This window comes from Micromonospora sp. CNZ309 (genome assembly GCF_002846525.1).
This window is the reverse complement of record NZ_PJNG01000001.1, coordinates 1996230-2020433: the sequence shown is the minus strand read 5'-3', so window position 1 is coordinate 2020433 and position 24204 is coordinate 1996230. Positions and strand designations below refer to the sequence as shown.

Genomic DNA, 24204 nt, shown 5'->3' with positions numbered 1-24204 from the left:
GAGGTTAACCATGCGACCCGAGATCCGCGCCTTCGTCGTCGAGCAGCTCGAGGACATGAACTACGACGTCGAGGGCATCGACGACGACACCACGCTCGGCCCGTCCGGGGTGGACCTGGAGTCGCTGGCCCTCGCCGACCTCGCCGTACGCGTCGAGGACCGCTACGGCCTCAAGTTCGCCGACGACGAGTCCGAGAAGCTGGCCCTGATGACGGTCGGCGAGTTCACCACGATGGTCGCCGACCGGGTCGCCGGGGCGCCGAGCGACAACTCCTGATGGCCGGTCAGCCCGACCTGGGACGGGCCGACCTGGTGACCATGCTCGCCGACCTGTCCGGGAAACCGCCCGCCGAGGTCGGCGACCGGATCGGCTCCATGGAGCTGGCCTGGCTGGTGCACCTCGTCGAGCAGCGCCACGACCGGCGGCTCGACCTCACCGACGACCAGCTCGCCGCGATCCGTACCGTCGACGACGCCCTGGCGGTCTTCCGGACCGCCCTGACCGCCGCCGCCGATGGCTGAGCCGGCGGCCGTCGCGCTCACCGGCGTCCACGCGAGCAGCGCGTTCGGCAGGGGAGGCGACGCGCAGCTCGCCGGCGTGCTCGCCGGCGACCCGGCGTTCCGGCCCGTGGACCGCTTCGACACCACGCCCCGCCGGGTCGACGCCGCCGCCACCCTGCCCGACGCCGGTGACCTCGCCGACGAACTCGCCGAGGCCGTGGACGCCGCCTGCCGGGCCGCCGGCCTCGACAGCGGCCGGCGGGCCGGCACCGCCCTGCTGCTGGCCGTGCACGGGGGCGCGCACGTGCCGGCGCTCACCACCGCGCTGGCCGCCCGCAGCGGGCTCACCGGCCCGGCCCGGACGTACACCACCGCCTGCGTCTCGGCCAGCAGCGCGGTCGCCGACGCCGCCGCCCTGATCCGGCGGGGAGACGTCGACCGGGCGGTGGTGGCCGCCGGCTACCTGGTCGAGCCCGACCAGTACGCGCTCTTCGACGCCGGTCGCGCCCTCGCCACCGACGGCGCGGTGCGCCCGTTCAGCGCCGGCCGCACCGGACTGCTGCTCGGCGACGGCGTCGCCGCGGTGGTGCTGGAGTCGCGGGCCGTCGCCCGGAACGCGGTCGCCGACCTGCTCGGCTGGGGTCGGGCCGGCGACGCGTTCCACCCCTGCCAGCCCGAGCCGGGCGGGCGCGGCCTGGCCCGCGCCGTCACCGCGGCGCTGCGCCGCGCCGGGCTGACGGCGGAGGCGATCGGGTACGTCAACGCCAACGCCACCGGCACCGGCCACAGCGACGCCGCCGAGGCCGCGGCCCTGCGCACCGCGCTCGGCGCGGCGGCCACACACGTCCCGGTCAGCTCCACCAAGGCGCTGCACGGGCACGCCCTGGAGGCCTCCGGCCTGCTGGAACTGGTGGTGACCGTGCTCGCCCTGCGGCACGGGAAACTGCCCGTCAACGCCGGCTGGCTGGGCCCCGACCCGGCCTGCCCGCTGGACGTGGTGCGCGACGCGCCCCGGCCCGCCAGCACCGGGTACGCGCTGAGCCTCAACGCCGCCTTCGGCGGCGCCAACACCGCCCTGCTGGTCGGTACGGCATGAGCGCGACCGGCAACCTCACCGTGCTGGCCGAGGCGGCCTGGCCCGAGCCGGGCGACGGGGCGCCGCCGCCGGTGCCCGGGTACGTGCACTCCCGCTTCCCGCCCCTCGTCGCGGCCGTCGCCGAGCGCTGCCTGACCCGGGCGTACGGCCAGCGGCCGGCCCCCGACGGCGAGCGGACCGCCATCGTGCTGGTCAGCGCGGCCGGCGACCGGGCCAGCGCCGCCCACGTGCGCGCCACGGTCGCCGCCGGTGGCCGACCCGGGCCGCTGTTCTTCTTCCAGTCGGTGCCCAACAGCGTGGCCGGGCACGTGGCCGCCCGCTGGGGCCTCGGCGGGCCGGTGCTCTGCCTCGCGCCCGTCGGCGACCCGCGCGCCGAGGGCACCGCCGAGGTCGAGCTGCTGCTGCACGACGGCGACGCCGACCGGGCGTTGCTGGTCCTGATCGAACAGGCACCCGACGACGGCGTCCCGGGCGGGGCACCCGCGACCGGCGCCGTCGCGGTGCTGCTGGGGGGAGGAGACGCACCATGAGGAACAGGGGACTGCGCGGGGTGCTGGCCGCCGACGAGCGGATCGGCGCCGGCAACGTGCTGGCCCGGGTGCTGGCGCACGGCGCCGACCCGGACGGGCCGGGCCTCACCTTCGACACCGACGTGGACGGCCACCCGGCCGGGCGGGCGCTCACGCTGGGCCAGCTCGACGAGCGCGTCGCCGCCCGCGCCGCCTGGCTGCACGATCGGGGGATCAAGCCCCGCGACCCGGTGGCCGTGTGGGCCACCGCCGCCGCCGACATGGTGCTCAGCTTCCTCGCGCTGGCCCGCCTCGGGGCCATCCCGGCGCTGATGAACGGCCGGCTGCGTCCCGAGATCGCCGCCGAGTACGTGCGTCGGCTGCGCGGCGTCGGGGTGCTCGCCGATGACGCGCACGGCGCCCTGCTGGCCGGCCACGACCTCGGCGTCCCGCTGCTGGCCACGCCCGCCGAGGCCGGCACCGGCGACCCCGCCGCCGCGCCCGGGCACTACCGGCACCACGCCGACGACCCGGTCGTCATCACCCACACCTCCGGCACCACGGGGGTGCCCAAGGCGGTGCTGCACTCGCACGCCAGCCTCTTCGCCGCCACCCGGCACCTGCTCGCCATGCCGCAGGCGCAGGGCACCCGCCGCATCCTCAACGCGCTGCCCGCCCCGCACACCGCCACCGTGCTCATGGTCAACCAGGCCCTCGGCAACTCCGCCGAGATGCTCCTGCTCTCCGACCAGGGCGGCGAGCGGGTGCTGGAGGCGATCCAGCGCTGGCGTCCCGACGGGGTGTTCGGGTTCTCCGTGACCTGGGCGGAGCTGGCCCGCTTCGACCTGTCCGCGTACGACCTGGACTCGGTGTCGCTGTGGTTCAACACCGGCGACTGCTCGCACGAGCCGCACGTACGCCGGCTGGTGGCGGTCGGCTCCCGCGACGTGGTGACCCGCGACGGGGTCACCCGGGTGCCCGGCTCGGTCTTCATCGACGGGCTCGGCTCCAGCGAGATGGGGCACTCGATGTTCCACATCACCCACCGCGTCGACACCGACCGCTACGGCCGCTGCGTCGGCCGCCCCTACCGGTTCGCCCGGGTCGCCGTGCTCGACGCGGCAGGCGAGCCGGTGCCGGCCGGCGAGGTGGGCTGGCTCGGCATCGACTCACCGTCGCTGTTCCGGGGCTACTGGAACGACTCGGTCACCACGTACCGGTCCCGGCAACGCGGCTGGTACCTCACCGGCGACCTGGTGTACGCCGACGACGAGGGCCGCTACTACCACCTGGACCGGGCCGTCGACTCCGTCGACGCCGGGGACGGGCGGCGGTTCTACACCGCCCTGTCCGAGGAACGCGTCCTCGCCGCCTGCCCGGACGTCACCGACTGCACGGTGGTGATCACCTCGGGGGCCGGTGGGGTGGTCACGGACGTGCTGCTGGAACTCGCCGCCGGCGCCGAGGCCGCCGAGGACCGTACCGAACGGGTCCGGGTGGCCCTCGGCCCGGACGTCGGGGCGACCCTGCGCCGGGTGGTGCCGGTCCGCTCGGCGGACATCCCGGTCACCGTCACCGGCAAGGTGCGCAAGGTGGCGCTGCGGGAGCGCTACCTCACCGAGTCGCCGTCATGACCGCCGTCATCACCGGGATGGGGCTGTTCACCCCCGTCGGGCGGGGCGTCGGGGCCACCTTCGACGCGCTCTGCTCCGGCCGGTCCGGGTTGACCCGACCGCCGGCCGGGCACCCGGCGGCCGGGGCGCTGGAGGTGGCCGGCCTGCTCCCCGACGTCGACCCGCGCACGGTCGCCTCCGGGCCGGAGACCAGGGTGCTGGACCGGGTCGTGGTGCTCGCCCTGCTCGCCGCCGCCGACGCGTTCGCCGACGCCGGCATCGAGGTGGGTCAGAACGTGGACCCGGACCGGGTCGGGGTGATCGTCGGCGGCGTCGGCGGGATGGCCACCCTGGAGGCGCAGGTGCTGGCCCGGGCCGAGCGCGGCCGGGCGGCGGTCAGCCCGTACCTGCTCACCGGCATCCTGCCTAACATGCCGTCGGCCCGCATCGCCATCCGCCACGGCATCCGCGGCTACACCTCGTCGGTCGGCACGGCCTGCGCCTCGGGCGCGCAGTCGATCGCCGACGCGCTGCGGCTGATCCGCGCCGGGGAGGCCGACGTGGTGCTCTGCGGGGCCAGCGAGGCGCCGCTGTTCCCCACCTTCGCCGACACCTTCGGCAACGCCCGGGCGCTCGCCCGGGGCTGGGCCGACCCCACCGCGGCGAGTCGGCCGTTCGACGCCCGCCGCAACGGGTTCGTCCTCGCCGAGGGCGCCGCCCTGCTGGTGCTGGAGAGCGCCGAGCACGCCGCGGCTCGGGGCGCCGCCGGCTACGCCGAGGTCGCCGGGTACGGGGCGACGACCGACGCGTACCACCCGACCGCCCCGAGGCCCGACGGCGCCGGCGCGGCGGAGTGCATGCGACGCGCGCTGGCCGGCGGCGGCGTGCCCGCCGCGCGGGTCGGCTACGTCAACGCGCACGGCACCGGCACGAAGCTCGGCGACATCGCCGAGACCACCGCGCTCGCCGACGTGTTCGGTGCCGGCGGGGTTCCGGTCAGCTCCACCAAGGCGCTCACCGGCCACCTGCTCGGCGCCTCCGGGGCGCTGGAGGCGGCGGCCACCGCGCTGGCGCTCGGCCGCGGCCTGCTGCCGCCGACGCACAACCTCGACGAGCCGGACCCGGCCTGCCCGGCCGACCACATCCGCGCCGAGCCGCGCAGGACGGACACCGGATACGCGCTGACCAACTCCTTCGGCTTCGGCGGACAGAACGTGAGCCTGCTGCTCGCCCGGGCCGCGCAGCCGAGGGACTGACCACGCTCCATCCCGGGCGCACCGCGCCCGGGCGGCAACCACGGGGAACCGTGAAAGGGCTGAGGACATGGACATTCGTGGGATAGACCACATCGAACTCTTCGTCGGCGACGCCCGCCAGGCGGCCTTCTACTTCGACCGCGCGGTCGGCTTCCAGCTGTGCGGCCAGGGCGGCCCCGAGACCGGGCTGGCCGGGCAGCGCTCGCTGCTGCTGTGCCAGGGCGACGTCCGGATCGTGCTCACCACCGGGCTCACCGCCGGGCATCCGGCGTCGCGCTACGTGCGGCGCCACGGCGACGGCGTGGCCGTCGTCGCACTGGAGGTCGACGACGCCGCCGCCGCGTACGCCGAACTGGTGCGCCGGGGCGCGACCGGGGTGACGGCGCCGACCACCCGCACCGGCGCGGACGCCGAGGTGGTGACCGCCGAGGTGGGCGGCTTCGGCGACGTGCTGCACCGCCTCGTGTCCCGGCGCGGCGACCCGGGCGAGTTCCTGCCCGGGGCGATCGAGATGACACCCGCCGACGGCGGCGGGAAGCTGCTCGCCGAGGTCGACCACCTGGCGGTCTGCGTGCCGCCCGGCCAGCTCGACGAGACCGTCGGGTACTACCGGGACGTCTTCGGGTTCGCGGAGACCTTCGCCGAGCACGTGGAGGTCGCCGGGCAGGCGATGAACTCCACGGTGGTGCAGAGCCCGTCGGGTCGGGTCACCCTGGTGCTGCTGGAGCCCGACCGCACCCGCCGCCCCGGGCAGCTCGACGCCTTCCTCGACCAGCACGTCGGCGCCGGGGTGCAGCACCTGGGGCTGCGCACCGACGACATCGTCACCGCCGTCGCCGCCCTCGCCGAGCGGGGCGTGCGCTTCGCCGGCACCCCGGCCAGCTACTACGACGCCCTGGAGGCGCGCGTCGGCCCGGTGGACGCGCCGCTGGACCGGCTGCGTGACCTCGGCGTCCTCGTCGACCGCGACCACGGCGGGCAGCTGCTGCAGATCTTCACCGAGTCCCTGCACGTGCGCCGCACGCTCTTCCTGGAGCTGATCGAACGGCGCGGGGCGCGGACCTTCGGCAGCGGCAACATCAAGGCGCTCTACGAGGCCAAGGAACGGGAACTGGCCGCGGCGGGAACCACCGTCGCGGCCCCGACACCGCAGGAGGTGCGGGCGTGACCGCGACCGAGTTCGAGCCGGTACTGACCGTCGAGGAGGAGGCGCTGCTGCCCTCCGACGAGGACGTGGCGTTCTACGCCGCGCACGGCTGGTACCTGTCGAAGAAGCTGCTCACCGACGACGAGGTGGACGCCCTCGCCGCGGCCGCCGACCGCTACTACGCCGGCGAGCGGCACCGCCGCCTGCCGGTACGCCCACCGAAGCTCGCCTACTGGGACCCGTCGAAGGGCCCGGTGCAGCGACACAACGACTACGTCCACCACGAGCACGACGGGCTCGGGGCGATCCTGCGCAAGCCGCTGATCGGGGCGGTCGCCGCCCGGCTCGCCCGGGCCACCGAGATCCGCGTCTTCCAGTCCACCCTGATCTACAAGCCGCCGGTCTCGGGTGAGCCGTCCAACATCGTGCCCTGGCACTTCGACAAGCACTACTGGGCGTCCTCGTCGTCGGAGGACATGCTCACCGCGTTCATCCCGTTGCACGACTGCGGCGAGGAGATGGGCACCATCACGATGGTCGACGGCTCGCACCGCTGGGCGGAGACCGGCGCCGACGACACGGTGGTGCGCCACTTCGCCGACCGCGACCGTGACCAGTTGGAGGAGATGCTCGCCGAGAACGCGGCCCACAACGGCGCGGAGATCCGCAAGGTGCCGATGGTGATCCCCAAGGGACACATGAGTTTCCACCACTGCCGCACCTACCACGGCAGCGGCGCCAACGTCAGCGGTCGCCCGCGCCGGGCGATCTCGCTGCACCTCCAGGACGGCGACAACGCCTGGCGGGAGTATCCCCTCTCCGACGGCACCCTCGCCGCGTACAACCACGACGTGCTGGTCCGCCGCACCCACGACGGGCGGCCGGACTACGCGGACCCCGAGTACTGCCCGGTCATCTGGCGCCACCGCGCCCCGCAGGGAGGCTGACATGTCACGGTACGACTGGGGAAGGACCCACCCGGGGATCGAGCGGCTGGAGAAGGCGGTGAGCGAACGCCGCGAGGCGGTCGTACGGCACCCCCTCTACGCCGCCCTCGACACCCACGAGGCGCTGGTCACCTTCATGGAGCACCACGTCTTCGCCGTCTGGGACTTCATGTCCCTGCTGACGTCGTTGCAGCGGCAGCTCACCTGCGTCACGGTGCCGTGGATCCCGACCGGCCCGACGGGCAGCCGCCGGCTGATCAACGACATCGTGATGGTCGAGGAGAGCGACGAGCTGGGCGACGGGTACATCAGCCACTTCGAGCTGTACGTGCGGGGCATGCGGGAGGCCGGCGCCGACACCACCGCCGTCGACCGGCTGGTCGAGCTGCTGCGATCGGGCCGGCCGGTGGCCGAGTCGCTGGTCGCGGCGGGCGTACCCGCGCCGTCGGCGGCGTTCGCCGGCACCACCTGGCGGATCATCGAGACCACCCCGGTGCACTGCCAGGCCGCCGCGTTCGCCTTCGGCCGCGAGGACCTGATCCCCGACATGTTCACCCAGGTCGTGGCCGTCAACGAGCGCAGCCGGCGGCTGCACACCTTCGTCGACTACCTGGAGCGGCACATCGAGGTCGACGGCGAGCAGCACACCCCGATGGCGATGCAGATGCTCGCCGACCTGTGCGGCGACGACGACGCCAGATGGCAGGAGTGCGCGGACACCGTCAACACCGCGCTCGCCGCCCGCGCCCGGCTCTGGGACGACATCCTCGCCGCCGTCAAGGAGGGGCGCGACCGGTGACGGGCGCCGAGACGGTCCGGCTCTACCGGACGGTCCGCCTGATCCGCCGGTTCGAGGAGCGGGCCATCGAGCTGGTGCGCTCAGGGCACGTCGTCGGCGGCATCCACCCGTACCTCGGGCAGGAGGGGATCGCCGCCGGGGTGTGCGCCGCCCTGGGCGTCGACGACGTGGTCGCCGGCACCCACCGTGGGCACGGGCACGTGCTCGCCAAGGGCGCCGACCCGGCCCGGATGCTCGCCGAGCTGTGCGGCCGGGTCACCGGCCTCAACGCCGGCCGGGGCGGCTCCATGCACGCCGCCGACTTCGGCGTCGGCGTACTCGGCGCGAACGCCATCGTCGGCGCGTCCGGGGCGATCGTCACGGGCGCGGTGTGGGCGCGGCGCCGGCGCGGGGACGACACCGTCGGGGTGAGCTTCTTCGGCGACGGCGCGGTCAACGAGGGGATGCTGCTGGAGGCGTTCAACCTGGCCGCGCTGTGGCGGGTGCCGGTGCTGTTCGTCTGCGAGAACAACGGCTACGCCACCACCATGCCCGTTGCGGGCGCGGTCGCCGGCAGCATCCCCGGCCGCGCCGCCGCCTTCGGCATCCCGGCCGCCGTCGTCGACGGCCAGGACCCCGAGGCGGTACGCGACGCCGCCACCGCCGCCGTCGACCGGATGCGCGCCGGCGGCGGCCCCGAACTGATCGAGGCGCTGACCTACCGGTTCGACGCCCACCACACCTTCGAGCACGCGGTACGCCTCGACTACCGCCCGCCCGACGAGGTGGCCCGGGGCCGCTCCCGCGACCCGGTGGACATCCAGGGCGCGCGGCTGCCCGCCGCCGTACGCGCCGACGTCGACGCCGAGGTGGAGGCGCTGTTGGCGCGGGCCGTGGAGTTCGCCCTCGCCGGCGCCGAGCCGGACCCGGCCGACGCCCTCGCGTACCTGTACGCCAGCGGCCTGACCGCGCGCACCGGAGGTGGGTAGATGCCCCGACTGTCCTACCGCAGGGCGCTCACCCGGGCCCTGGCCGACGAGCTGACCCGCGACGAGTCGGTGTTCCTGCTCGGCGAGGACATCCGGGTGGCCGCCTCGGCCGTCACGGCCGGGCTGTTCTCCCGGTTCGGTCCGCAGCGGGTACGCGACACCCCGCTGTCGGAGCAGGCGTTCACGAGCTTCGCCACGGGCGCGGCCCTGGCCGGGATGCGGCCCGTGGTGGAGTTCCAGATCCCGTCGCTGCTGTTCCTGGTGTTCGAGCAGATCGTCAACCACGCGCACAAGTTCCCGCTGATGAGCGGGGGGCAGTGCGCGGTTCCCGTCACCTACCTGGTGCCCGGCTCCGGCTCCCGTACGGGCTGGGCGGGGCAGCACTCCGACCACCCGTACAGCCTCTTCGCCCACGTCGGGGTGACCACGGTCGTGCCGGCCACGCCGGCCGACGCGTACGGCCTGCTGGTGTCGGCCGTGCGGTGCGACGACCCGGTGGTGGTCTTCGCGCCCGCCGGGGCGATGGACGTGCGCGCCGACGTGGACCTCGCCGCGCTGGCCCCGGTGCCGCTGGGCCGGGCCCGGGTACACCGGCGCGGCGACGACGTGACCGTGGTCGCGGTCGGGCACCTGGTGCACGACGCCCTCGCCGTCGCCGAGGAGTTGGCCGACCAGGTGTCGGTGGAGGTGTTCGACCCGCGCACGCTCTACCCGTTCGACTGGGACGCGCTCGCCGATTCGGTGTCGCGCACCGGGCGGCTGGTGGTGGTGGACGACGCCAACCGTTCCTGCGGCATGGCCGCCGAGATCATCGCGACGGTGGTCGAGCGGGTGCGGCTGGTCGCCCCGCCGCGCCGCGTCACCCGCCCCGACGGCGCGGTGCTGCCGTTCGCCCCGGCTCTGGACCGGGCCGTGCAGCCCGGCCGCGAGCAGCTGCGGGCCGCCATCGGGCACGTCATGAAGGAGGGATGAATGGAGCACGCCGACTACCGCTGGCCCTCCGCCGCGCGGGCCTGGCTCGACCTGCCCGCGCCGGTGCGCGCCGACATGGTGGCCGCCGGGGCGGGGGCGTGGCGCGAGGTCTTCGACGGCCGGGCCACGTACAACGAGCGGTGGCGCCTGGCCCGGCCGCCGGTGATGGACGAGACGTCGCTGGGGGTGCTCAACGCCGTCTCCGACCGGCTCGCCCAGCTCATCTTCGAGGCGTGCCGGCGGCGGGCCGCCACGGCGGGGGAGCTGCGCCGGCTGCTGAGCGTGCCCGACGGCGAGACCCGGCTGCTCGACGACGACGAGCCGCTGACCGAGGCACTGCTGGCCGCGTTCCGCCCCGACGTGCTGCTCTGCGACGGGGTGCCGCGCTTCGTCGAGTACAACATCGACAGCAGCCTCGGCGGGGCCTTCGACGCGGACACCACGGTGCGCCGCTTCGTCGACGTCTACCGGCGGCGCGGCCTCACCGACCGGGTCCGGTTGTCGGCGGCGCCCTCGGCGGTGGACCAGCGCTTCGCCGCGATCCGCGCCGACCTCGGCCTGCCCGAGGGCGCCCGGGTCGCCATGCTGATCGACTTCGACGCCGAGTACCCGGGGCTCGACGACCCGCAGCGTTTCATCCGGCTGCTGTCGCCGGTGGTCGAGCGGGCCGCCGCGTGCGGCATGGACCTGGTCGTCGCGCCGGTCTCCCAGGTGAGCCTCGACGACCGGAAGCGCCTGGTCGCCGGCGGTGCCCCGGTCGACGGGGTGTTCCGGCTGTTCGTGCCCAACCGGGTCACCCCGAGCGCCGGAGTGGACGCCCTGGCGGCGGCGCTGGCGGCGGGCACGGTGCCGATGTGGGTGTCGGCGGCGGCCTGGCTGGTCGCCAACAAGCGCGCCTTCGCCTGGCTGTGGGAGGACGCCGACACGCTACCGGCGGCGGACCGCGACCTGGTGCGGCGGTACGTGCCGCGTACCTGGTCGCTGACGGCGGACCTGCTCGACCGGGCGGTGGCCGACCAGGCCGACCTGGTGGCGAAGCCCGCCGACGGCTCCGCCGGGGTGGACGTGCTGATCGGCCGGGAGACCGACGCCGACGCGTGGCGCGACGGCCTCACCCGCGCCGTCGGGCGGGGCGGCTTCATCCTCCAGGAGTACGTGAAGGCCGACGACGTCCCGCTGGACTTCGTGCACATCGGCACCGGCGAGACGGTCGCCGCCGAGGTCCCGTACAGCATCGCCCCGTACCTGTTCGGCCGCCGGGCGGCGGGCGCCTGCATCCGTACGGGCTTCCCGGGCTGCGACGGCGTCCTCAACCTGGCCCGAGGCGTCCTCCTCTCCGGCCTGCTGGTGGTCGACTGACGCCGCGCGGGGCGGCGGCCCGGCCGCCCGTTCCCGACGACGATCGCCGCTTTCCTGAAGGAGTTAGCCGTGGGTTCTTGTCATCGATGGCTGTCGCGAACGGGGGCGGTGGCCCTGCTCGTCCTCGCCGGGATGGCCGTCCCCGTCGGTCCCGCTCCGGCGGCGGGCGCGGACCCGGGGTTCACGTTCGACGTGACCGGTACGACGGTCCCGTTGGGGGTCGGGAAGAAGCGGATCCACCTCAGACTCACCAACCTGACCGACCGCATGCCGCGAGAGGCGATCTTCTACGTCCGCCCCGACGAACTGGACTGGGAGCGGGTCCATCTGATGTGGCCCGAGGGCGGTGGCTCCGGCGAGTGCGACGGCGACGCCGCGGGCTGGTACTGCCGGATCGGCCCGAGCGCGCTTCCGGAACTGCTGCCGGCAGGCGGCGGGACGGTGGATCTTCCCATCGACGTCCACGTCCAGGACAACCAGGAGCCGTACGAAGGAAGGTTCTCGGTCGAGGCCGGCATGGCCTGGGGCGACGAGCCGATGAAGACCGGTGCCCGCACGTTGTTCCCGCTCAGGCTGGTCGACGACCGGGGTTAGCCGGTGCTCGTCGACATCGAGGGCACCATGTTCCTCGACGTGGAGTGGGAGCACGCCTTCCTCGAGTTGCGCTTCGGCGACGACTATCCGGCGCTGGCCGTGCCCGGGCTCGACGAGGACCGGCTGCGCCCCTGCCGGCTCGCGACCTACCTGTCGCTGGTGGCGGGCCCGCTGCGACTGCTCGACGGCGACTTCCCCGATCGGGCCTTCATGCTCGACATCGTCGAGCACAACACCACCCGGGCGCTGGCCCAGCTCGCCTGAGCAAGCTGGTGGCCGTGGTGGCCAGCTACCGCGAGCGGGGCGCCCTGCGACCGGCCGGCGGGTCAGGGCGCGAGGTGGGTGCCGAGGCGGCGGACGGTCTCGGCGGCGGCCACCGCGTCGCTGCGGGCGCTGCCGTGCCGGCCGTCGCTGCTGTACATCGACGCCTCGGCGACGAGCGGATGGTCGGTGAGTCGCACGTGCAGGGTGCCGAGCCGCTCGGCGAGGGCCTGGGTGCGCGCGGAGAGCCGGCGCATCCGCGCGCCCAGGTCGGCCCGGTGCCGCTCCGGCACGGCCGGGCTGCGCGAGACGTCGAACATGCCGACGGTGATCACGTCCGCGCCGGCGGCCCGCAGCGCCTCGACCATCGCGGCCAGCTCCGCGTCGACGGCGTCCGCGTCGTAGGCGCGGCTGAAGGCGTCGTTGCCGCCGCAGACCACCAGCGCCAGGTCGGGGCGGAACGCCAGCGCCGGGGCGAGCTGGGTGGCGCGCACCTCGTGCGCCCGCAGCCCCCGCAGGCCCAGGTTGAGGTACGCCAACTCCGGCCGGACGGCCCGCAGCTCGGCGGCGATCCGGTCGGCCCACTGCACGTCGGGATAGCCGTCGACGGGCTCGCAGAGCCCCTCGGCCACGCTGTCGCCGAGCACCGCGAAACGATGCCACGGGTGCCCGCGCAGCAGCGCCGCGCTCTCGCCGTCGCGCAGGCACCACGGATCCGTCGATTCGGTCAGCGTCGATGGCATGCCGGCACGCTAGCCCACCCCCGGCGCCCGGAACAGGGTCCGTCGTCCGACCCGGGTGAGCCGGGAGGGCAGTGGAGACGGTGCGGTCGGTCAGGGATCGCGACGCTCGGCCGAGCCCGCCCCGGCCGGGTGTGCCTCAGGCACCACGGCGGCATGGCGCAGGTGGCGGTGTGCGGGCCGGCGACCGCGACGTTGACGGGCCTGGCTCGGCAGCGAACGTGATCGACACGTCGGCTGGCCAGTTAGGCGTTGATCCCAGCTCCGGCGGCCGGCCGCAGTTCGTGGACTGCCCGTCGCACTGAGCGTCAGCGGCGGCTGGTCGTCGGCCACGGCCGGGCGAAGGTTCAACGTGCGTCAGCAAGACGGAGGCGGTACGTGCGCACGCTGTAACCGTCGGGCGTCGGCCGCTCAGCTCCCGCCTCCCAACCCAACCGCTCGTAGAACCCTGTCGCCCCCAGGGGCCCGACCGACGTCTGCGCCTCGACCCACATCGCGCCGGCGTCTCGGGCCATGTCGACGAAATGAGCGGCCAGCACCACCCCGATGCCGCTCATGCGCGCATCCGGTCGCACCGCCAGCGCAGTCATGACTGCCACGTGTGGAGTCACCACCGACCCGTTTCGCTCCGGTGTCGCCGCGACCGCCCGCCGGCGCAGCACCCGCCGGGCCAACGGCCGGACCCGCGTCCGCAGGACACGGACGGCAACAGCGGGCCGGACAATCAGCGCGCCGAGAGCGGCGAGGGCGAGAGACGCCGCCACGCGCCGGTCCTTTGCCAGCTCGGCGGTGTAGGCGGCGTGGTCACTGGCACCCAGCACAAATGCGACGATCTCCTCCTGCCGGGCGGCAGTGCGGACAACGACTGCGCCCACCCCGTACGGGGAGTTCAGGTAGGTGCGCTGCCAACGGCGAACGAAGCGGGCACCAAGCGCTGGAAAGAGCCCCATCGGAAGCAACTCGACGTGGGCGCGGGCCATCGCAGGAAGATCTTCATTTCTGGCCCGTCGCAGAGCCAGCCGGCCTGCCATCCGGTCAGCCTCTGCGGGCTCCTCGGTCGCCGGCGGCGCAACGATACCCAGACGGAGATCGTCGATCATCCCCCGGGGAATGCGCATCTCGTCAGCCCCCACGTGTCAGGGTCAGATCCCTGTCCCGAGGACCTGACCTTCCCGCTCACGGACAGCCCCGGCAGACGGGGCCGGATGCCCTCGCGTTGGTGGCGTCGCGCCTGGCGGCGCCAGCGCAGCCTCGATCATCCGGTTACCCGGGTCCCCTCGGGTCATGCACAGCCGGTGTGCTGGCGGCGTCTCGGCGTGGGTGACGCCGAGACCCGGTGACGTCCGTGCAGGCGGCGCTGGGATCGGGGGATTTCGGGATCCGTCCGTCGGGCGATTGCGTTGGACGCAGACCGGGCAGCATCGGCAGCACGGTGACGACGAGGCAGAACGCCGCCATCACCAGCAGTGCGGGGACGAGGCCGAACGCGGTGACCGACCAGCCGCCCAGCAGCGCGCCCAGCGGCAGGCCGGCGAACGCCAGCGACCCGGCCAACCCGATCACCCGCGTCTGCAACGCGGCCGGCACCCGCTCGTAGATCGCCACGCCCAGCAGCGGGTTCACCGCCGCGATGCCGATGCCGGAGGCGAACGTCACCGCCAGCACGACCGCCAACTCCTCGCTCAGCGCCAGGACCAGCAGCCGTGGGGCGCCGCCCAGCGCCGCGCCCACCGCGAAGGTCAGGTACGCAGGAAGCCGGGGACCGTACGCCGTGAACAGCAGGTTGCCCAGCAACGCGCCCGCCGAGAACGCGCCGAGCACCAGGCCCAGCCCGGCGGGGCCGTGCAGCACGTCGGCCACCCAGAGCGGGATGTAGACCGCGACGCTCGCGTTGACCGCCATGTTCAGCGCCGAGATCACCAGCAGCATGGTCAGCAGCATCCGGTCACGGCCCAGGTGGCGGAACCCGCCCGCGAGCGCGCGCAGGTAACCCTCCGGTGCGGCCGGTCCCTCCGGTGCGGCCGGCGGCCGGACCAGCAGGCCGACGAGCAGGGCGCAGACGGCGAAGCTGGCGGCGTCGATGAGGAGTGCCCCCGTCACCCCGAACCACCAGACGAGCAGCCCGCCCAGCCCCGCGCCGAGCAGGGTGACCAGCCGGCCCAACCCGTCGTAGACGGAGGTCAGCCGGATCAGCCGTACGCCGGCGGCCTCGGCGGCCGGGCGGAACATCACGTGCTTGACCCGGTCGCCGACGCCCCGCAGGGCACCCACCACCGCGACCAGGACGAGCAGCGCACCGAAACCGAGCCACGGGGTGAGGGCCACGGCCACCATCAGAGCGGCGCTTCCGGCGTCGGCCAGGATGGACGTGCGGCGCAGCCCGACCCGGTCCGCCCACGGCGTGCCCAGCGCGCTGGAGAGCAGGTAGGGCAGCATCTCGGCGGCGGCCACCGCGCCCATCTTCGCGGGGCTGCCGGTGGTCTCCAGCACCAGCCAGGGGATGGCCACCACCGAGATGCGGCTGCCCAGGTTGGAGATCAGGTCGGCGGCGACCAGGACGGTCAGTTCCCGCCGGGGGGTCACGCCAGGCTGCCGATCGACGCCTCCGGGTGCTCGACCGACGACGGATGCTCCTCGGCGTAGCGGGCCCGCAGCGCACGCTTGTCCACCTTCGCGGAGCGGTTGAGCGGCAGCCGGTCGACGAACTGGACCCCGCCCGGCGCCCAGGTGTCGCTGAGCTCGGCGGTCACCAGGTCGATCAGCTCCCGGGCGGTCACCGTCGCGCCGGGCGCCGGCACCACGAAGGCGTACGGCAGCTCGCCGGCCGCCTCGTCGGGCACGCCGACCACCGCCGCCGCCCGCACCTGCGGGTGCCCGGCCAGGACGTCCTCGATCGGGCGGGAGTGGATCGGCCAGCTGCGCCGCCGGGTGAGGATCCGGTCCTGCAACCGGTCGACGAGGTAGAGGTAGCCGTCGGCGTCGAGGTGCCCGACGTCGCGGGTGCGGACCCAGCCGTCGACGAGCGTCTCGGCGGTCAGCCCGGGCTGGCCGTGGTAGCCGGCGAAGCGCAGGCCGGTGTGCACCCACACCTCGCCGTTCTCACCGGGCGGCAGCACCGTGCCGTCGTCGGCGCGGATCTCGACGCGTACGTCGCCGTAGGGCCGCCCGCAGGAGCGCAGCCGCTGCGGGTGCGCCGGGTCGTCGGTCAGCCCCGGCAGGGCGGTGACCACGACGGCCTCGCTGAGGCCGTACACGATGCGCAGCACCGGCCCGAAGCGGGCGATCGCCTGACGCAGCCGGGCGGGCGCGGCGGGCCCGGCGCCCACGTTGAACATGAACATGGCGGAGAAGTCCGCGCCGGCCAGGGCCGGGTGGTCGAGCACCTCGTAGAGCATCGGCGGGGTGACGAAGGTGGAGTTGATCCGCTCCCGCTCGACGGTGGCGATGAACCGCGCCGGGTCCCAGCCGTCGCGCGGGAACAGCACCCCGCCGGTGAAGAGGTTGAACAGGGTGGTGATCTGGCCGCTGGCCAGCCACATCGGCGAGTGTGACAGGTGCCGCAGCGGCGGGTGGCCGGCGGCGCGGAAGTCGGCGGCCAGGGCGAGGATCTGGGTGTAGAAGCTCTCCCGGTGGTGCACCAGCTTCGGGGTGCCGGTGGTGCCGCTGGTCTGGAGGAAGGACTCCGGTGCCGGCGCCTCGGCCGGCAGGTCGACCGCCGGGACGTGCGCCGCGTCGGCCAGCAGGTCCGGGCCCGCGCCGCCCGGCCCGAGACAGAGCACGGGTACGCCGGGCAGCCCGGCCGCCAGCTCCGGCCCGAGGCCGGCGGGGTCCCGGGCGTCGTAGACGAACGCGTCGGGGCGGGCCAGCCGGACGAACTCGTCGACCTCCCGGCGGGACGTGACCGGGGCGATCCACATCGTCCGGCAGCCCAGCAGGTGCAGGGCGAGCTGCACCAGCGGCCCCTCCACGGGGTTGCCGAGCGCGAGCAGCACCGCCTGTCCCGGCCGTACGCCGTGCCCGAGCAGCGCCGCGGCCAGCCCGCGCACCTGCGCGGCGACCTCGGCGTAGCTGAGCCGGTGTCCGTTTCCGACCAGTGCCTCCCGGTCGCCGAAGCCCGCGAACAGCTCCAGCGCCTGGTGCACGTAGCCGGCCCGTCGCTCCGGTCGGTCGGTCATCCGACAGCCCCCTCGCCGCAGAAGTGTGGCCGTGCCGGGCAGCCCGCCACGGCGCGGCGGCCGGGCGACCGAACCGCCGCCGTCCGTGAGCGTAGGTACCACCTGCTGTCACCGGACAGGGCCTGAACGGCGCTCCGGCCGGACCGGAGGACATTTGATCGCGTCGATCAGGTTGATTGACGGTCGTGAAACGGGGCGGCTAGGTTTCTGGACCATCGTCCAGGCGGTGCCGTCAGCGGACGGCCCTGGGCTGCCAACGATGGAGGTTCAATGTCGACCCCGAAGAGATGGCATGTCATCGCGTCCGCCGCCGCCCTGCTCGTCGCCGGCACCCCGGCGATGGTGGCCAGCGCCGGCCCGGCCGACACCGAGGCGTCCCGCCAGCGCACGGTCTGGGCGGGCAGTTGGGCCGCCGCGGTCACCAGGGGAAACGCGACCGGCCTGACCAACAACGGCCTCAACGACCAGAGCGTACGGATGGTCGTGCACACCACCGTCGGCGGAGAGCGGTTCCGGGTCCGCCTGAGCAATTCCTACGGCGAGCAGGCCGTCCGGGTCGGCCGCGCCACCGTCGCGAAGCCGAACACCGCGACCCCCGACGACCTGTCCGACATCGACCCCTCGACCCTGCGGACGCTGACCTTCGGCGGCGCCACCTCGGCCACCATGAACCGGGGCGCCGAACTCGTCAGCGACCCCGTCGCGCTGCCCGTCGGCGACCAGCAGGACCTGGTGCTGACGGTGCACTTCCCGACCCCCACCGGCCCGGTGACCTTCCACGGCCAGTCCCGGCAGACGAACTTCATCGGGGCCACCGATCTGACCTCCGCCGCCGACGGGGCAGGGTTCACGATCCGACCGAACTGCTGCTGGTTCTTCCTGTCCGGCATCGACGTGCAGCGGCGGCACAGCCCCGGCTCGGTGGTGGTCTTCGGCGACTCCATCGCCGACGGCAACGGCAGCACGGTCAACGCCAACAAGCGCTGGCCCGACCTGCTCGCCGACCGGCTCATCGACGCCCGCCCGGACGTCCGTACCCCGGGCGTGCTCAACCTCAGCCTCGCCGGCAACCGGCTCAACCACGAGGGCACCGAGCCCGGGGCGGGCGGCTTCCCCGGCTACCACGAGCTCGGACCGAACGCCCTGGCCCGGCTCGACGAGGACGTCTTCGCGCAGACCGACGCCCGGACCGTGATCACCCACCTCGGCATCAACGACGTCTGGATGTCGGGCGACTCCGCCGAGCAGATCATCGCCGCGCTGCGGCAGGTCAACCAGCAGGTGAAGGCGCGCGGCCTGCGCAGCCTCGTGTCGACGCTGACCCCGTACGAGGGGCACGGCAACCCGGGGGTGTGGACGCCCGAGAAGGAGGCCACCCGGCAGGCGGTGAACGCGTACCTGCGCGGCAGCGGCGAGTTCGACGGGCTGCTCGACTTCGACCGGGTGCTGCGCGATCCGGCGCAGCCGAGCCGGCTGCTGCCCGCGTACGACTCGGGGGACCACATCCACCCCAACGACGCCGGCAACCAGGCGCTGGCGGACGCCGTACCACTGCGACTGCTCGGCCTTTGACACCGGTGCGGGCGGCGGGCTACCCCCGCCGCCCGCGGCACCGCCGACGGGGGAGACCGGAGGACCGTGGACGTCACCCAACTGCTGACCCGCCTCTACAGCGACGAGGGCCGGCAGGACCCGTACCCCTGCTACGCCGCCCTGCACGCGCTGGGGCCGGTGAGCCCGGTGCCGGCGCGCGCGGAGCACCGCTCGGTCGCCGCCGTCGCCGTCGGCTACGACCTGGTCAGCCAGGTGCTGCGCGACCCGCGGTGGTACAAGCAGGCCCCGCCGGACTGGCAGGAGCAGGAGGTGCTGCGCACCCTCCAGACCTCGATGATGTTCGTCAATCCACCGCAGCACACGCGGATGCGGGCGGCCTTCGCGAGGAGCTTCACCCCGCGCCGGCTCGCCGCGCTGGAGCCGGTCGTGCACCGGGTCGTCGACGGGCTGCTCGACCGGATGGCCGACGCCGGCGACGCCGGCCTCGACTTCGTCGCGGAGTTCGCGTACCCGCTGCCGGCCCTGGTGATGGCGGAGTTCATCGGCATCCCCGCCGGGGAGCTGGACTTCTACCGGCAGCGGGTGGAACGGATCGACGAGTTCCTGGACGTGGCCGGGGCGACCCCGCAGCGGCTCGCCGCCGCCAACACCGCCGCCGCCGAGCTGCGCGACTTCTACGCCGAGCTGATCGCCCACCGGCGCCACCGGCCCGGCGACGACCTGATCAGCGCCCTGGTGGAGGCGGTCGACGCAGGCGACGTGGAGCTGACCGTCGACGAGCTGGTGAGCAACCTGATCGTGCTGTTCAACGCCGCCTTCGTCACCACCGTCTACATGTTCTCCAACGGGCTGCCGCTGCTGCTGGCCCACCCCGACGTGGCCGCCGCGCTGCCCGGCGACGACGCGTTGACCCGGGGTGCGGTCGAGGAGATCCTGCGGTTGGAGGCGCCCGTGCACTTCCTGGCCCGGGCCGCGCCCCGCGACAGCGAGGTCGGCGGGGTGCCGGTCGGGCGGGACCGCAACGTCCTGCTGATCCTCGCCGCCGCCAACCGCGACCCGGCCCGCTTTCCCGACCCGGACCGTTTCGACCCGCGCCGGAGCGGACCGCCGTCGCTGGCCTTCGGCGCCGGCCCGCACTTCTGCCTCGGCGCGGCGGTGTCCCGGCTGGAGGGTCGCCTCGCGCTGCCCAGGCTGCTGGCCCGCTTCCCCGGGCTCACCGTCGCCGAGGCGCCGACGTACAGCGGCAGCCTCTTCCTGCGCGGCGTCGACAGGCTGGCCGTACACACCCGAGGAGGACCGGCGTGAGCATCCATCCGCAGGTGGCGGCGTACCGGGCCGCCCGCGAGGCGGCCGGCACCCCGCCGCTGTACACCCAGAGTCTGGCCGAGGCCCGCGCCGCCGACCTCGCCGCGATCCGCGCCGGCGGCGGCGCGGTCGAGCCGGTGCACGAGGTACGCGATACGCACGTGCCCGGCCCGGCCGGCGACCTGCCGGTGCGCGTCCACCGGCCGGCGGGGGAGGGGCCGCTGCCCACCCTGGTCTACTTCTTCGGCGGCGGCTGGACCCTCGGTAGCGTGGACACCGCCGACGGCATCTGCCGGCGGCTGGCCAACGCCGTGCCCTGCCAGGTGGTCACCGTCGGCTACCGGCTGGCCCCGGAGCATCCCTTCCCCGCCGCCGTGCACGACTGCCACGCGGCCACCGCGTGGCTCGCCACGCACGCGGAGGAGTTCGGCGTCGACCCGGAGCGCGTGGCGGTCGGCGGGGACAGCGCCGGCGGCAACCTGGCCGCCGCCGTCACCCTGCTGGCCCGCGAGCGCGGCGGGCCCCGCCTCGCCGCCCAACTGCTGGTGTACCCGAACACCGACCAGAGCGCCGACGCCGAAACCGACGCCGAGGACCCGCTGCTGTTCAACCGCCGCTCGGTCGCCTGGTACCGGGGCCACTACCTCGCCGACCCCGCCGACGCGCGGCACCCGCTGGCGTCGCCGCTGCTCGCCGCCGACCTGGCCGGCCTGCCGCCGGCGCTGGTGATCACCGCCGAGCACGACCCGCTGCGCGCCGAGGGGGAGCGGTACGCGCACCGGCTACGCGAAGCCGGCGTGCCGACCACCCTCACCCGGTACCCCGGCATGGTCCACGGCTTCTTTGCCATGCCGGGGGCGTTCGACGACGGCCGGCGCGCCCAGGACCAGGCGGCGGCGTTCCTGCGCGACCGGTTCGATGCGGCGGACCCCGCAGCGGCGGACGGCGCGACCGGCGGCGCGGTTAGTGCGCTCGGCGCGACGGTCGCCGGGGCGGCGACCGCCTCGGCTGGTGCCGGCGGCGCGGCGGCCGCCAGCGGAGGCGGTCCCGGCGGGAAGGGAGACCGGTGATGGTCGAGGGCGTGCTGCCGGCGGCGGAGCCGTCGCCGGCCAGCCTGGCCGACTTCGCGGGAGCGGCCCAGGCGGTGCTGCCGCCCGACGTGTGGGACTACGTCGACGGCGGCAGTGGTGCCGAGACCACGCTCGCCGCCAACCGCCGCGCGCTGGACCGGGTGGCCGTGCTGCCCCGGGTGCTGCGGGGCGTGCACACGCCCCGCACCGGGGCGCGGCTGCTCGGCACGTCCTACGCCATGCCGGTGGCGGTGGCGCCGATGGCGTACCAGCGCCTGGTGCACCCCGACGGGGAGCGGGGGCTGGCCGCGGCCGCGGGTGCGGCCGGCGTGCCGTATGTGGCCAGCACCCTGAGCAGCGTGCCGATCGAGCAGATCGCCGGGACTGGCGCGAGCGTCTGGTTCCAGCTGTACTGGCTGCGCGACCGGGCTCTGGTCGCCGACCTGCTGGACCGGGCGCACGCGGCGGGGTGCACGGCGCTGACGGTCACCGTGGACGTGCCGATCCTCGGCCCACGGCGGCGCGACGTGCGCAACGCGTTCGCCATTCCGCCGCACGTCGTGGCGGCCAACCTGCCAGCCGGCCGCGACGACCTCGCGCACACCGCCACCCCGGGCGTCTCCGCCATCGCCGCGCACACCGGCGAGGTCTTCGCGCCCGCGCTGACGTGGGCCGACCTGGAGTGGCTGCGCGGCCGTACCGCCCTGCCACTGGTGGTCAAGGGCGTGCTGGACCCGCGCGACGCGGAGCTGGCGGTGGCCGCCGGCGCGGACGCCGTGGTGGTCTCCAACCACGGTGGCCGCCAGCTCGACGGCGCACCGGCCACCGCGACCGTGCTGCCGGAGGTGGTGGCGGCGGTGGCCGACCGGTGCGAGGTGCTGCTGGACAGCGGCGTACGCGACGGCTTCGACGTGCTGCGCGCGCTGGCCCTCGGCGCGCGGGGGGTGCTGGTCGGCCGGCCCATGCTGTGGGCGCTCGCCGCCGGCGGCGAGGCCGGGGCGTGCACGGCGCTTGAGCTGCTGGCCGGCGAGTTCCGCGACGCCCTGGCGCTGGCCGGCTGCGCCGACCCCGAGGCGGCCCGCGAGCTGCGCGTGATCAGGGAGGGCTGAGCGGTGCCGGAGACGGTGGACCTGCGCGTGGCCGACCTGCACCCGGCGGTCGACGATCCGGCGCTGAACTCGATGAACTTCCTCAACGAGGTGGCCCAGCACTACCCCGACGCGGTGTCGCTGGCGGCCGGCCGGCCGTACGAGGAGTTCCTCGACGTCGCGGCGCTGCACCGGCACCTGGACAGGTTCCGCCGGCACCTGGCCGACGACCTCGGGCAGAGCCCCGCGCAGGTGCACCGCACGCTGTTGCAGTACGGCCGCACCAAGGGCATCGTGCACCACCTCGTCGCCCGCAACCTCGCCGTCGACGAGGACGTCACGGTCGACCCGGAGGCGATCGTGGTGACCGTCGGCTGCCAGGAGGCGATGTTCCTGGTGCTGCGGGCGCTGCGGGCCGACCCGCGCGACGTGCTGCTCGCCGTCGCACCGACGTACGTGGGGCTGACCGGGGCCGCCCGGCTGCTGGACCTGCCGGTGCGGCCGGTGGCCGGCGGCCCGGCCGGCATCGACCTGACCGACCTGCGCGAGCAGGTGCGCCTCGCCCGGGCGGCGGGGCTGCGCCCGCGCGCCTGCTACGTGATGCCGGACTTCGCCAACCCGTCCGGCACCAGCATCGGCCTGACCGACCGGCGGCGGCTGCTCGACCTGGCCGCCGAGGAGGACCTGCTGCTGCTGGAGGACAACCCGTACGGCCTCTTCCCCGCCCTGGGCGCCGGGCGGCTGCCCACCCTCAAGGCGCTGGACACCGCGCGGCGGGTCGTCTACCTGGGTTCCTTCGCCAAGACGGTGCTGCCGGGCGCCCGCGTGGGCTACGTGGTCGCCGACCAGCGCGTCGCCGGCGCGGACGGCACGGTGGGCCTCCTCGCCGACCACCTCGCCAAGATCAAGAGCATGGTCACGGTGAACACGTCGGCGATCGCCCAGGCGGTGGTCGGCGGGGCGCTGCTGGAGCACGGGTGCAGCCTGGTGGCGGCCACCGTCCGGGAGCGGGCGGCGTACGGTCGCAACCTGCGCCACCTGCTCGACGGCCTGGCCCGGCGCTTCCCGGCGGGGACCTCGCGGGTGCGGTGGAACGTCCCGGCCGGCGGCTTCTTCGTCGTGCTCACCGTGCCGTTCGGCGTCGACGACGCCCTGCTGCACCGGTCCGCCCGCGAGTACGGGGTGCTCTGGACGCCGATGGCGCACTTCTACGACGACGGTGCCCCGGTCGACGCGCTGCGGCTGTCGGTCAGCGCCGTGACCCCGGCCGAGATCGACCTCGGGCTGGACCGGCTGGCCGCGCTGGTCGCCGACGAGACGGCCCGCCGGGCGGCGACCGCCGAGGTGGGATGACACACCGCGTTCACCGCATGGCAAAGCGCGACTGCCCGTGTTTCATCGTCCTGGGTGGACATTCATAATGGACGCCATGGTCGCCTGGGAGTACGCGTTGCTGGTCCGCCGTTATCAGGGGCAGGGCCGCGCCTTTCACGTCAGCTTCACCTGGTACGGCCCGGACGGGTCGCGCCGGGACATCACCGCGTACGGCGACACGGCGATCGCGCACCTCAACCGGGCCGGCCGGGAGGGCTGGGAGCTGGTCTCCGCCGCCGAGGACGTGAACAACGTCCAGGGCAGCACCGAGGTGCACCGCTACCACCTGAAGCGGCCGGTGGGCTGACCGGGCGCTGCGAAGCCTCGGCGTGGCCTTGCCGGTAGGCGGGTGAGGTTCCTCGTTTCCGGGACCGCCGGACCTGTCGGGTAGTCGACTCGCTACCGTAATGCATTGGCAAGTGTCGCTATCTTGGGTGGTTCGCCGACCTTGACGGGGGAGACTCATGGAAGCGGTTACCTGCGTGCTGCCGAAGATGTGCTGCGGTGGGTGAGGGCCAGCCCGGCCATACGGTCGAGGTGCCTCTGGGGGATGGCGAAGGCGTCGTCAGGGTCCAGGTGGACGAGGTGGACGAGAGCCTGGTGCGGGTCGGCCGTGGTGGTCGTGCGGTGGCACGGGCTGAGCAGTCGCTTGGGCAGATGCTTGAGGTCGTCCGCCCGGTGGCGGACGCCTTCGTCGGCCAGTGCCGTGCGATGGCTCAGCTCCCGGACGAGGCAACGCTGGAGTTCGGCCTGTCCCTGTCGTCCGATGCGAAGATCGTCATCGCGGGTGTCTCGACGGCTGCCAACTTCTCAGTGAGTCTCACCTGGAACAGGAGAGACGAGGGCGATCCGGCTGGCGGTCCGCAAGGAATCTGA

At 74.5% G+C, this 24204-nt stretch carries 23 protein-coding genes and 2 pseudogenes; 21 read left to right on the top strand and 4 right to left on the bottom strand.

Going from position 1 to position 24204, the window contains the following annotated elements:
• Positions 1–10: 10 nt before the first annotated feature.
• The 14 genes from CLT72_RS08125 to CLT72_RS08065 all read left to right on the top strand — a co-directional run bounded on the left by CLT72_RS08125 (position 11) and on the right by CLT72_RS08065 (position 12025).
• On the top strand, positions 11–277 hold the full coding sequence (locus tag CLT72_RS08125; RefSeq protein ID WP_088999969.1) for an acyl carrier protein: 267 nt from the start codon (positions 11–13) through the stop codon (positions 275–277).
• Complete coding sequence (locus CLT72_RS08120) at positions 277–522, top strand: hypothetical protein (protein WP_101410478.1); 246 nt, start codon at positions 277–279, stop codon at positions 520–522. The genes CLT72_RS08125 and CLT72_RS08120 overlap by 1 nt, the downstream gene beginning before the upstream one ends.
• Positions 515–1597: a beta-ketoacyl-[acyl-carrier-protein] synthase family protein gene (locus tag CLT72_RS08115; RefSeq protein ID WP_101410476.1), complete on the top strand. Its 1083-nt coding sequence runs from the start codon at positions 515–517 to the stop codon at positions 1595–1597. The genes CLT72_RS08120 and CLT72_RS08115 overlap by 8 nt, the downstream gene beginning before the upstream one ends.
• Complete coding sequence (locus tag CLT72_RS08110) at positions 1594–2127, top strand: beta-ketoacyl synthase chain length factor (protein ID WP_101410474.1); 534 nt, start codon at positions 1594–1596, stop codon at positions 2125–2127. Before CLT72_RS08115 ends, CLT72_RS08110 begins: the two co-directional genes overlap by 4 nt.
• Positions 2124–3740: a class I adenylate-forming enzyme family protein gene (locus CLT72_RS08105; RefSeq protein ID WP_101410472.1), complete on the top strand. Its 1617-nt coding sequence runs from the start codon at positions 2124–2126 to the stop codon at positions 3738–3740. The genes CLT72_RS08110 and CLT72_RS08105 overlap by 4 nt, the downstream gene beginning before the upstream one ends.
• Complete coding sequence (locus CLT72_RS08100) at positions 3737–4975, top strand: beta-ketoacyl-[acyl-carrier-protein] synthase family protein (protein ID WP_101410470.1); 1239 nt, start codon at positions 3737–3739, stop codon at positions 4973–4975. The genes CLT72_RS08105 and CLT72_RS08100 overlap by 4 nt, the downstream gene beginning before the upstream one ends.
• A 67-nt stretch (positions 4976–5042) precedes the next feature.
• On the top strand, positions 5043–6143 hold the full coding sequence (gene hppD, locus CLT72_RS08095) for a 4-hydroxyphenylpyruvate dioxygenase (protein WP_101410468.1): 1101 nt from the start codon (positions 5043–5045) through the stop codon (positions 6141–6143).
• Positions 6140–7069 carry a phytanoyl-CoA dioxygenase family protein gene (locus CLT72_RS08090; RefSeq protein ID WP_101410467.1) on the top strand — a complete coding sequence of 310 codons (930 nt, stop codon included), beginning with the start codon at positions 6140–6142 and terminating at the stop codon, positions 7067–7069. Before hppD ends, CLT72_RS08090 begins: the two co-directional genes overlap by 4 nt.
• Position 7070: 1 nt before the next feature.
• On the top strand, positions 7071–7868 hold the full coding sequence (locus tag CLT72_RS08085) for a DUF3050 domain-containing protein (protein ID WP_101410465.1): 798 nt from the start codon (positions 7071–7073) through the stop codon (positions 7866–7868).
• Positions 7865–8836, top strand: a complete 972-nt coding sequence (locus CLT72_RS08080; RefSeq protein ID WP_101410463.1) for a thiamine pyrophosphate-dependent dehydrogenase E1 component subunit alpha — start codon at positions 7865–7867, stop codon at positions 8834–8836. The genes CLT72_RS08085 and CLT72_RS08080 overlap by 4 nt, the downstream gene beginning before the upstream one ends.
• Positions 8837–9808 carry an alpha-ketoacid dehydrogenase subunit beta gene (locus tag CLT72_RS08075; protein WP_101410461.1) on the top strand — a complete coding sequence of 324 codons (972 nt, stop codon included), beginning with the start codon at positions 8837–8839 and terminating at the stop codon, positions 9806–9808.
• Positions 9809–11167 carry a hypothetical protein gene (locus CLT72_RS08070; protein WP_101410459.1) on the top strand — a complete coding sequence of 453 codons (1359 nt, stop codon included), beginning with the start codon at positions 9809–9811 and terminating at the stop codon, positions 11165–11167.
• A 69-nt stretch (positions 11168–11236) separates the two neighbouring features.
• Positions 11237–11761 (top strand): hypothetical protein, encoded by a 525-nt coding sequence (locus tag CLT72_RS32205; protein WP_199184516.1) that lies wholly within the window; start codon positions 11237–11239, stop codon positions 11759–11761.
• Positions 11762–11764: 3 nt separating this feature from the next.
• On the top strand, positions 11765–12025 hold the full coding sequence (locus tag CLT72_RS08065; RefSeq protein WP_199184515.1) for a hypothetical protein: 261 nt from the start codon (positions 11765–11767) through the stop codon (positions 12023–12025).
• 62 nt (positions 12026–12087) lie between these two features.
• Here the strand turns inward: CLT72_RS08065 and CLT72_RS08060 are convergent, their stop codons facing one another.
• The 4 genes from CLT72_RS08060 to CLT72_RS08045 all read right to left on the bottom strand — a co-directional run bounded on the left by CLT72_RS08060 (position 12088) and on the right by CLT72_RS08045 (position 16937).
• Entirely contained in the window at positions 12088–12765 is a 678-nt protein-coding gene (locus tag CLT72_RS08060) for an SGNH/GDSL hydrolase family protein (protein WP_101410457.1), read from the bottom strand.
• A gap of 344 nt (positions 12766–13109) precedes the next feature.
• Positions 13110–13862: a GNAT family N-acetyltransferase gene (locus CLT72_RS08055; protein ID WP_158241991.1), complete on the bottom strand. Its 753-nt coding sequence runs from the start codon at positions 13860–13862 to the stop codon at positions 13110–13112.
• 163 nt (positions 13863–14025) lie between these two features.
• Positions 14026–15345, bottom strand: a complete 1320-nt coding sequence (locus CLT72_RS08050; protein WP_101410453.1) for an MFS transporter — start codon at positions 15343–15345, stop codon at positions 14026–14028.
• Positions 15342–16937: an AMP-binding protein gene (locus tag CLT72_RS08045; protein WP_101410451.1), complete on the bottom strand. Its 1596-nt coding sequence runs from the start codon at positions 16935–16937 to the stop codon at positions 15342–15344. Before CLT72_RS08045 ends, CLT72_RS08050 begins: the two co-directional genes overlap by 4 nt.
• 297 nt (positions 16938–17234) lie before the next feature.
• Here CLT72_RS08045 and CLT72_RS08040 point away from each other — a divergent pair, with 297 nt between their 5' ends.
• From CLT72_RS08040 to CLT72_RS08010, 7 genes and pseudogenes are all read left to right on the top strand, one after another.
• Positions 17235–18509 (top strand): SGNH/GDSL hydrolase family protein, encoded by a 1275-nt coding sequence (locus CLT72_RS08040; protein WP_199184720.1) that lies wholly within the window; start codon positions 17235–17237, stop codon positions 18507–18509.
• 66 nt (positions 18510–18575) lie between these two features.
• Positions 18576–19796 (top strand): cytochrome P450, encoded by a 1221-nt coding sequence (locus tag CLT72_RS08035; protein ID WP_101410447.1) that lies wholly within the window; start codon positions 18576–18578, stop codon positions 19794–19796.
• Positions 19793–20743, top strand: a pseudogene (locus tag CLT72_RS08030) (alpha/beta hydrolase); the annotation flags it as partial. The gene CLT72_RS08035 and the pseudogene CLT72_RS08030, both read left to right, overlap by 4 nt.
• A 122-nt stretch (positions 20744–20865) precedes the next feature.
• The gene (locus tag CLT72_RS08025) at positions 20866–21975 is read left to right on the top strand and encodes an alpha-hydroxy acid oxidase (protein ID WP_101415024.1); all 1110 of its coding nucleotides are present in this window, start codon (positions 20866–20868) and stop codon (positions 21973–21975) included.
• Positions 21924–23307, top strand: a pseudogene (locus CLT72_RS08020) (aminotransferase-like domain-containing protein). Before CLT72_RS08025 ends, CLT72_RS08020 begins: the two are co-directional and overlap by 52 nt.
• 67 nt (positions 23308–23374) lie before the next feature.
• On the top strand, positions 23375–23635 hold the full coding sequence (locus CLT72_RS08015; protein WP_088999994.1) for a hypothetical protein: 261 nt from the start codon (positions 23375–23377) through the stop codon (positions 23633–23635).
• A 197-nt stretch (positions 23636–23832) separates the two neighbouring features.
• Positions 23833–24204 (top strand): CU044_2847 family protein, encoded by a 372-nt coding sequence (locus tag CLT72_RS08010; protein WP_101410441.1) that lies wholly within the window; start codon positions 23833–23835, stop codon positions 24202–24204.

Excerpts from the sequence above, each read along its gene's own strand:
- CLT72_RS08125 (WP_088999969.1), top strand. The coding sequence starts at position 11 with ATGCGACCCGAGATCCGCGCCTTCGTCGTCGAGCAGCTCGAGGACATG.
- CLT72_RS08120 (WP_101410478.1), top strand. The coding sequence starts at position 277 with ATGGCCGGTCAGCCCGACCTGGGACGGGCCGACCTGGTGACCATGCTC.
- CLT72_RS08115 (WP_101410476.1), top strand. The coding sequence starts at position 515 with ATGGCTGAGCCGGCGGCCGTCGCGCTCACCGGCGTCCACGCGAGCAGC.
- CLT72_RS08110 (WP_101410474.1), top strand. The coding sequence starts at position 1,594 with ATGAGCGCGACCGGCAACCTCACCGTGCTGGCCGAGGCGGCCTGGCCC.
- CLT72_RS08105 (WP_101410472.1), top strand. The coding sequence starts at position 2,124 with ATGAGGAACAGGGGACTGCGCGGGGTGCTGGCCGCCGACGAGCGGATC.
- CLT72_RS08100 (WP_101410470.1), top strand. The coding sequence starts at position 3,737 with ATGACCGCCGTCATCACCGGGATGGGGCTGTTCACCCCCGTCGGGCGG.
- hppD (WP_101410468.1), top strand. The coding sequence starts at position 5,043 with ATGGACATTCGTGGGATAGACCACATCGAACTCTTCGTCGGCGACGCC.
- CLT72_RS08085 (WP_101410465.1), top strand. The coding sequence starts at position 7,071 with ATGTCACGGTACGACTGGGGAAGGACCCACCCGGGGATCGAGCGGCTG.
- CLT72_RS08075 (WP_101410461.1), top strand. The coding sequence starts at position 8,837 with ATGCCCCGACTGTCCTACCGCAGGGCGCTCACCCGGGCCCTGGCCGAC.
- CLT72_RS08070 (WP_101410459.1), top strand. The coding sequence starts at position 9,809 with ATGGAGCACGCCGACTACCGCTGGCCCTCCGCCGCGCGGGCCTGGCTC.
- CLT72_RS08060 (WP_101410457.1), bottom strand. The coding sequence starts at position 12,765 with ATGCCATCGACGCTGACCGAATCGACGGATCCGTGGTGCCTGCGCGAC.
- CLT72_RS08055 (WP_158241991.1), bottom strand. The coding sequence starts at position 13,862 with ATGATCGACGATCTCCGTCTGGGTATCGTTGCGCCGCCGGCGACCGAG.
- CLT72_RS08045 (WP_101410451.1), bottom strand. The coding sequence starts at position 16,937 with ATGACCGACCGACCGGAGCGACGGGCCGGCTACGTGCACCAGGCGCTG.
- CLT72_RS08025 (WP_101415024.1), top strand. The coding sequence starts at position 20,866 with ATGGTCGAGGGCGTGCTGCCGGCGGCGGAGCCGTCGCCGGCCAGCCTG.
- CLT72_RS08015 (WP_088999994.1), top strand. The coding sequence starts at position 23,375 with ATGGACGCCATGGTCGCCTGGGAGTACGCGTTGCTGGTCCGCCGTTAT.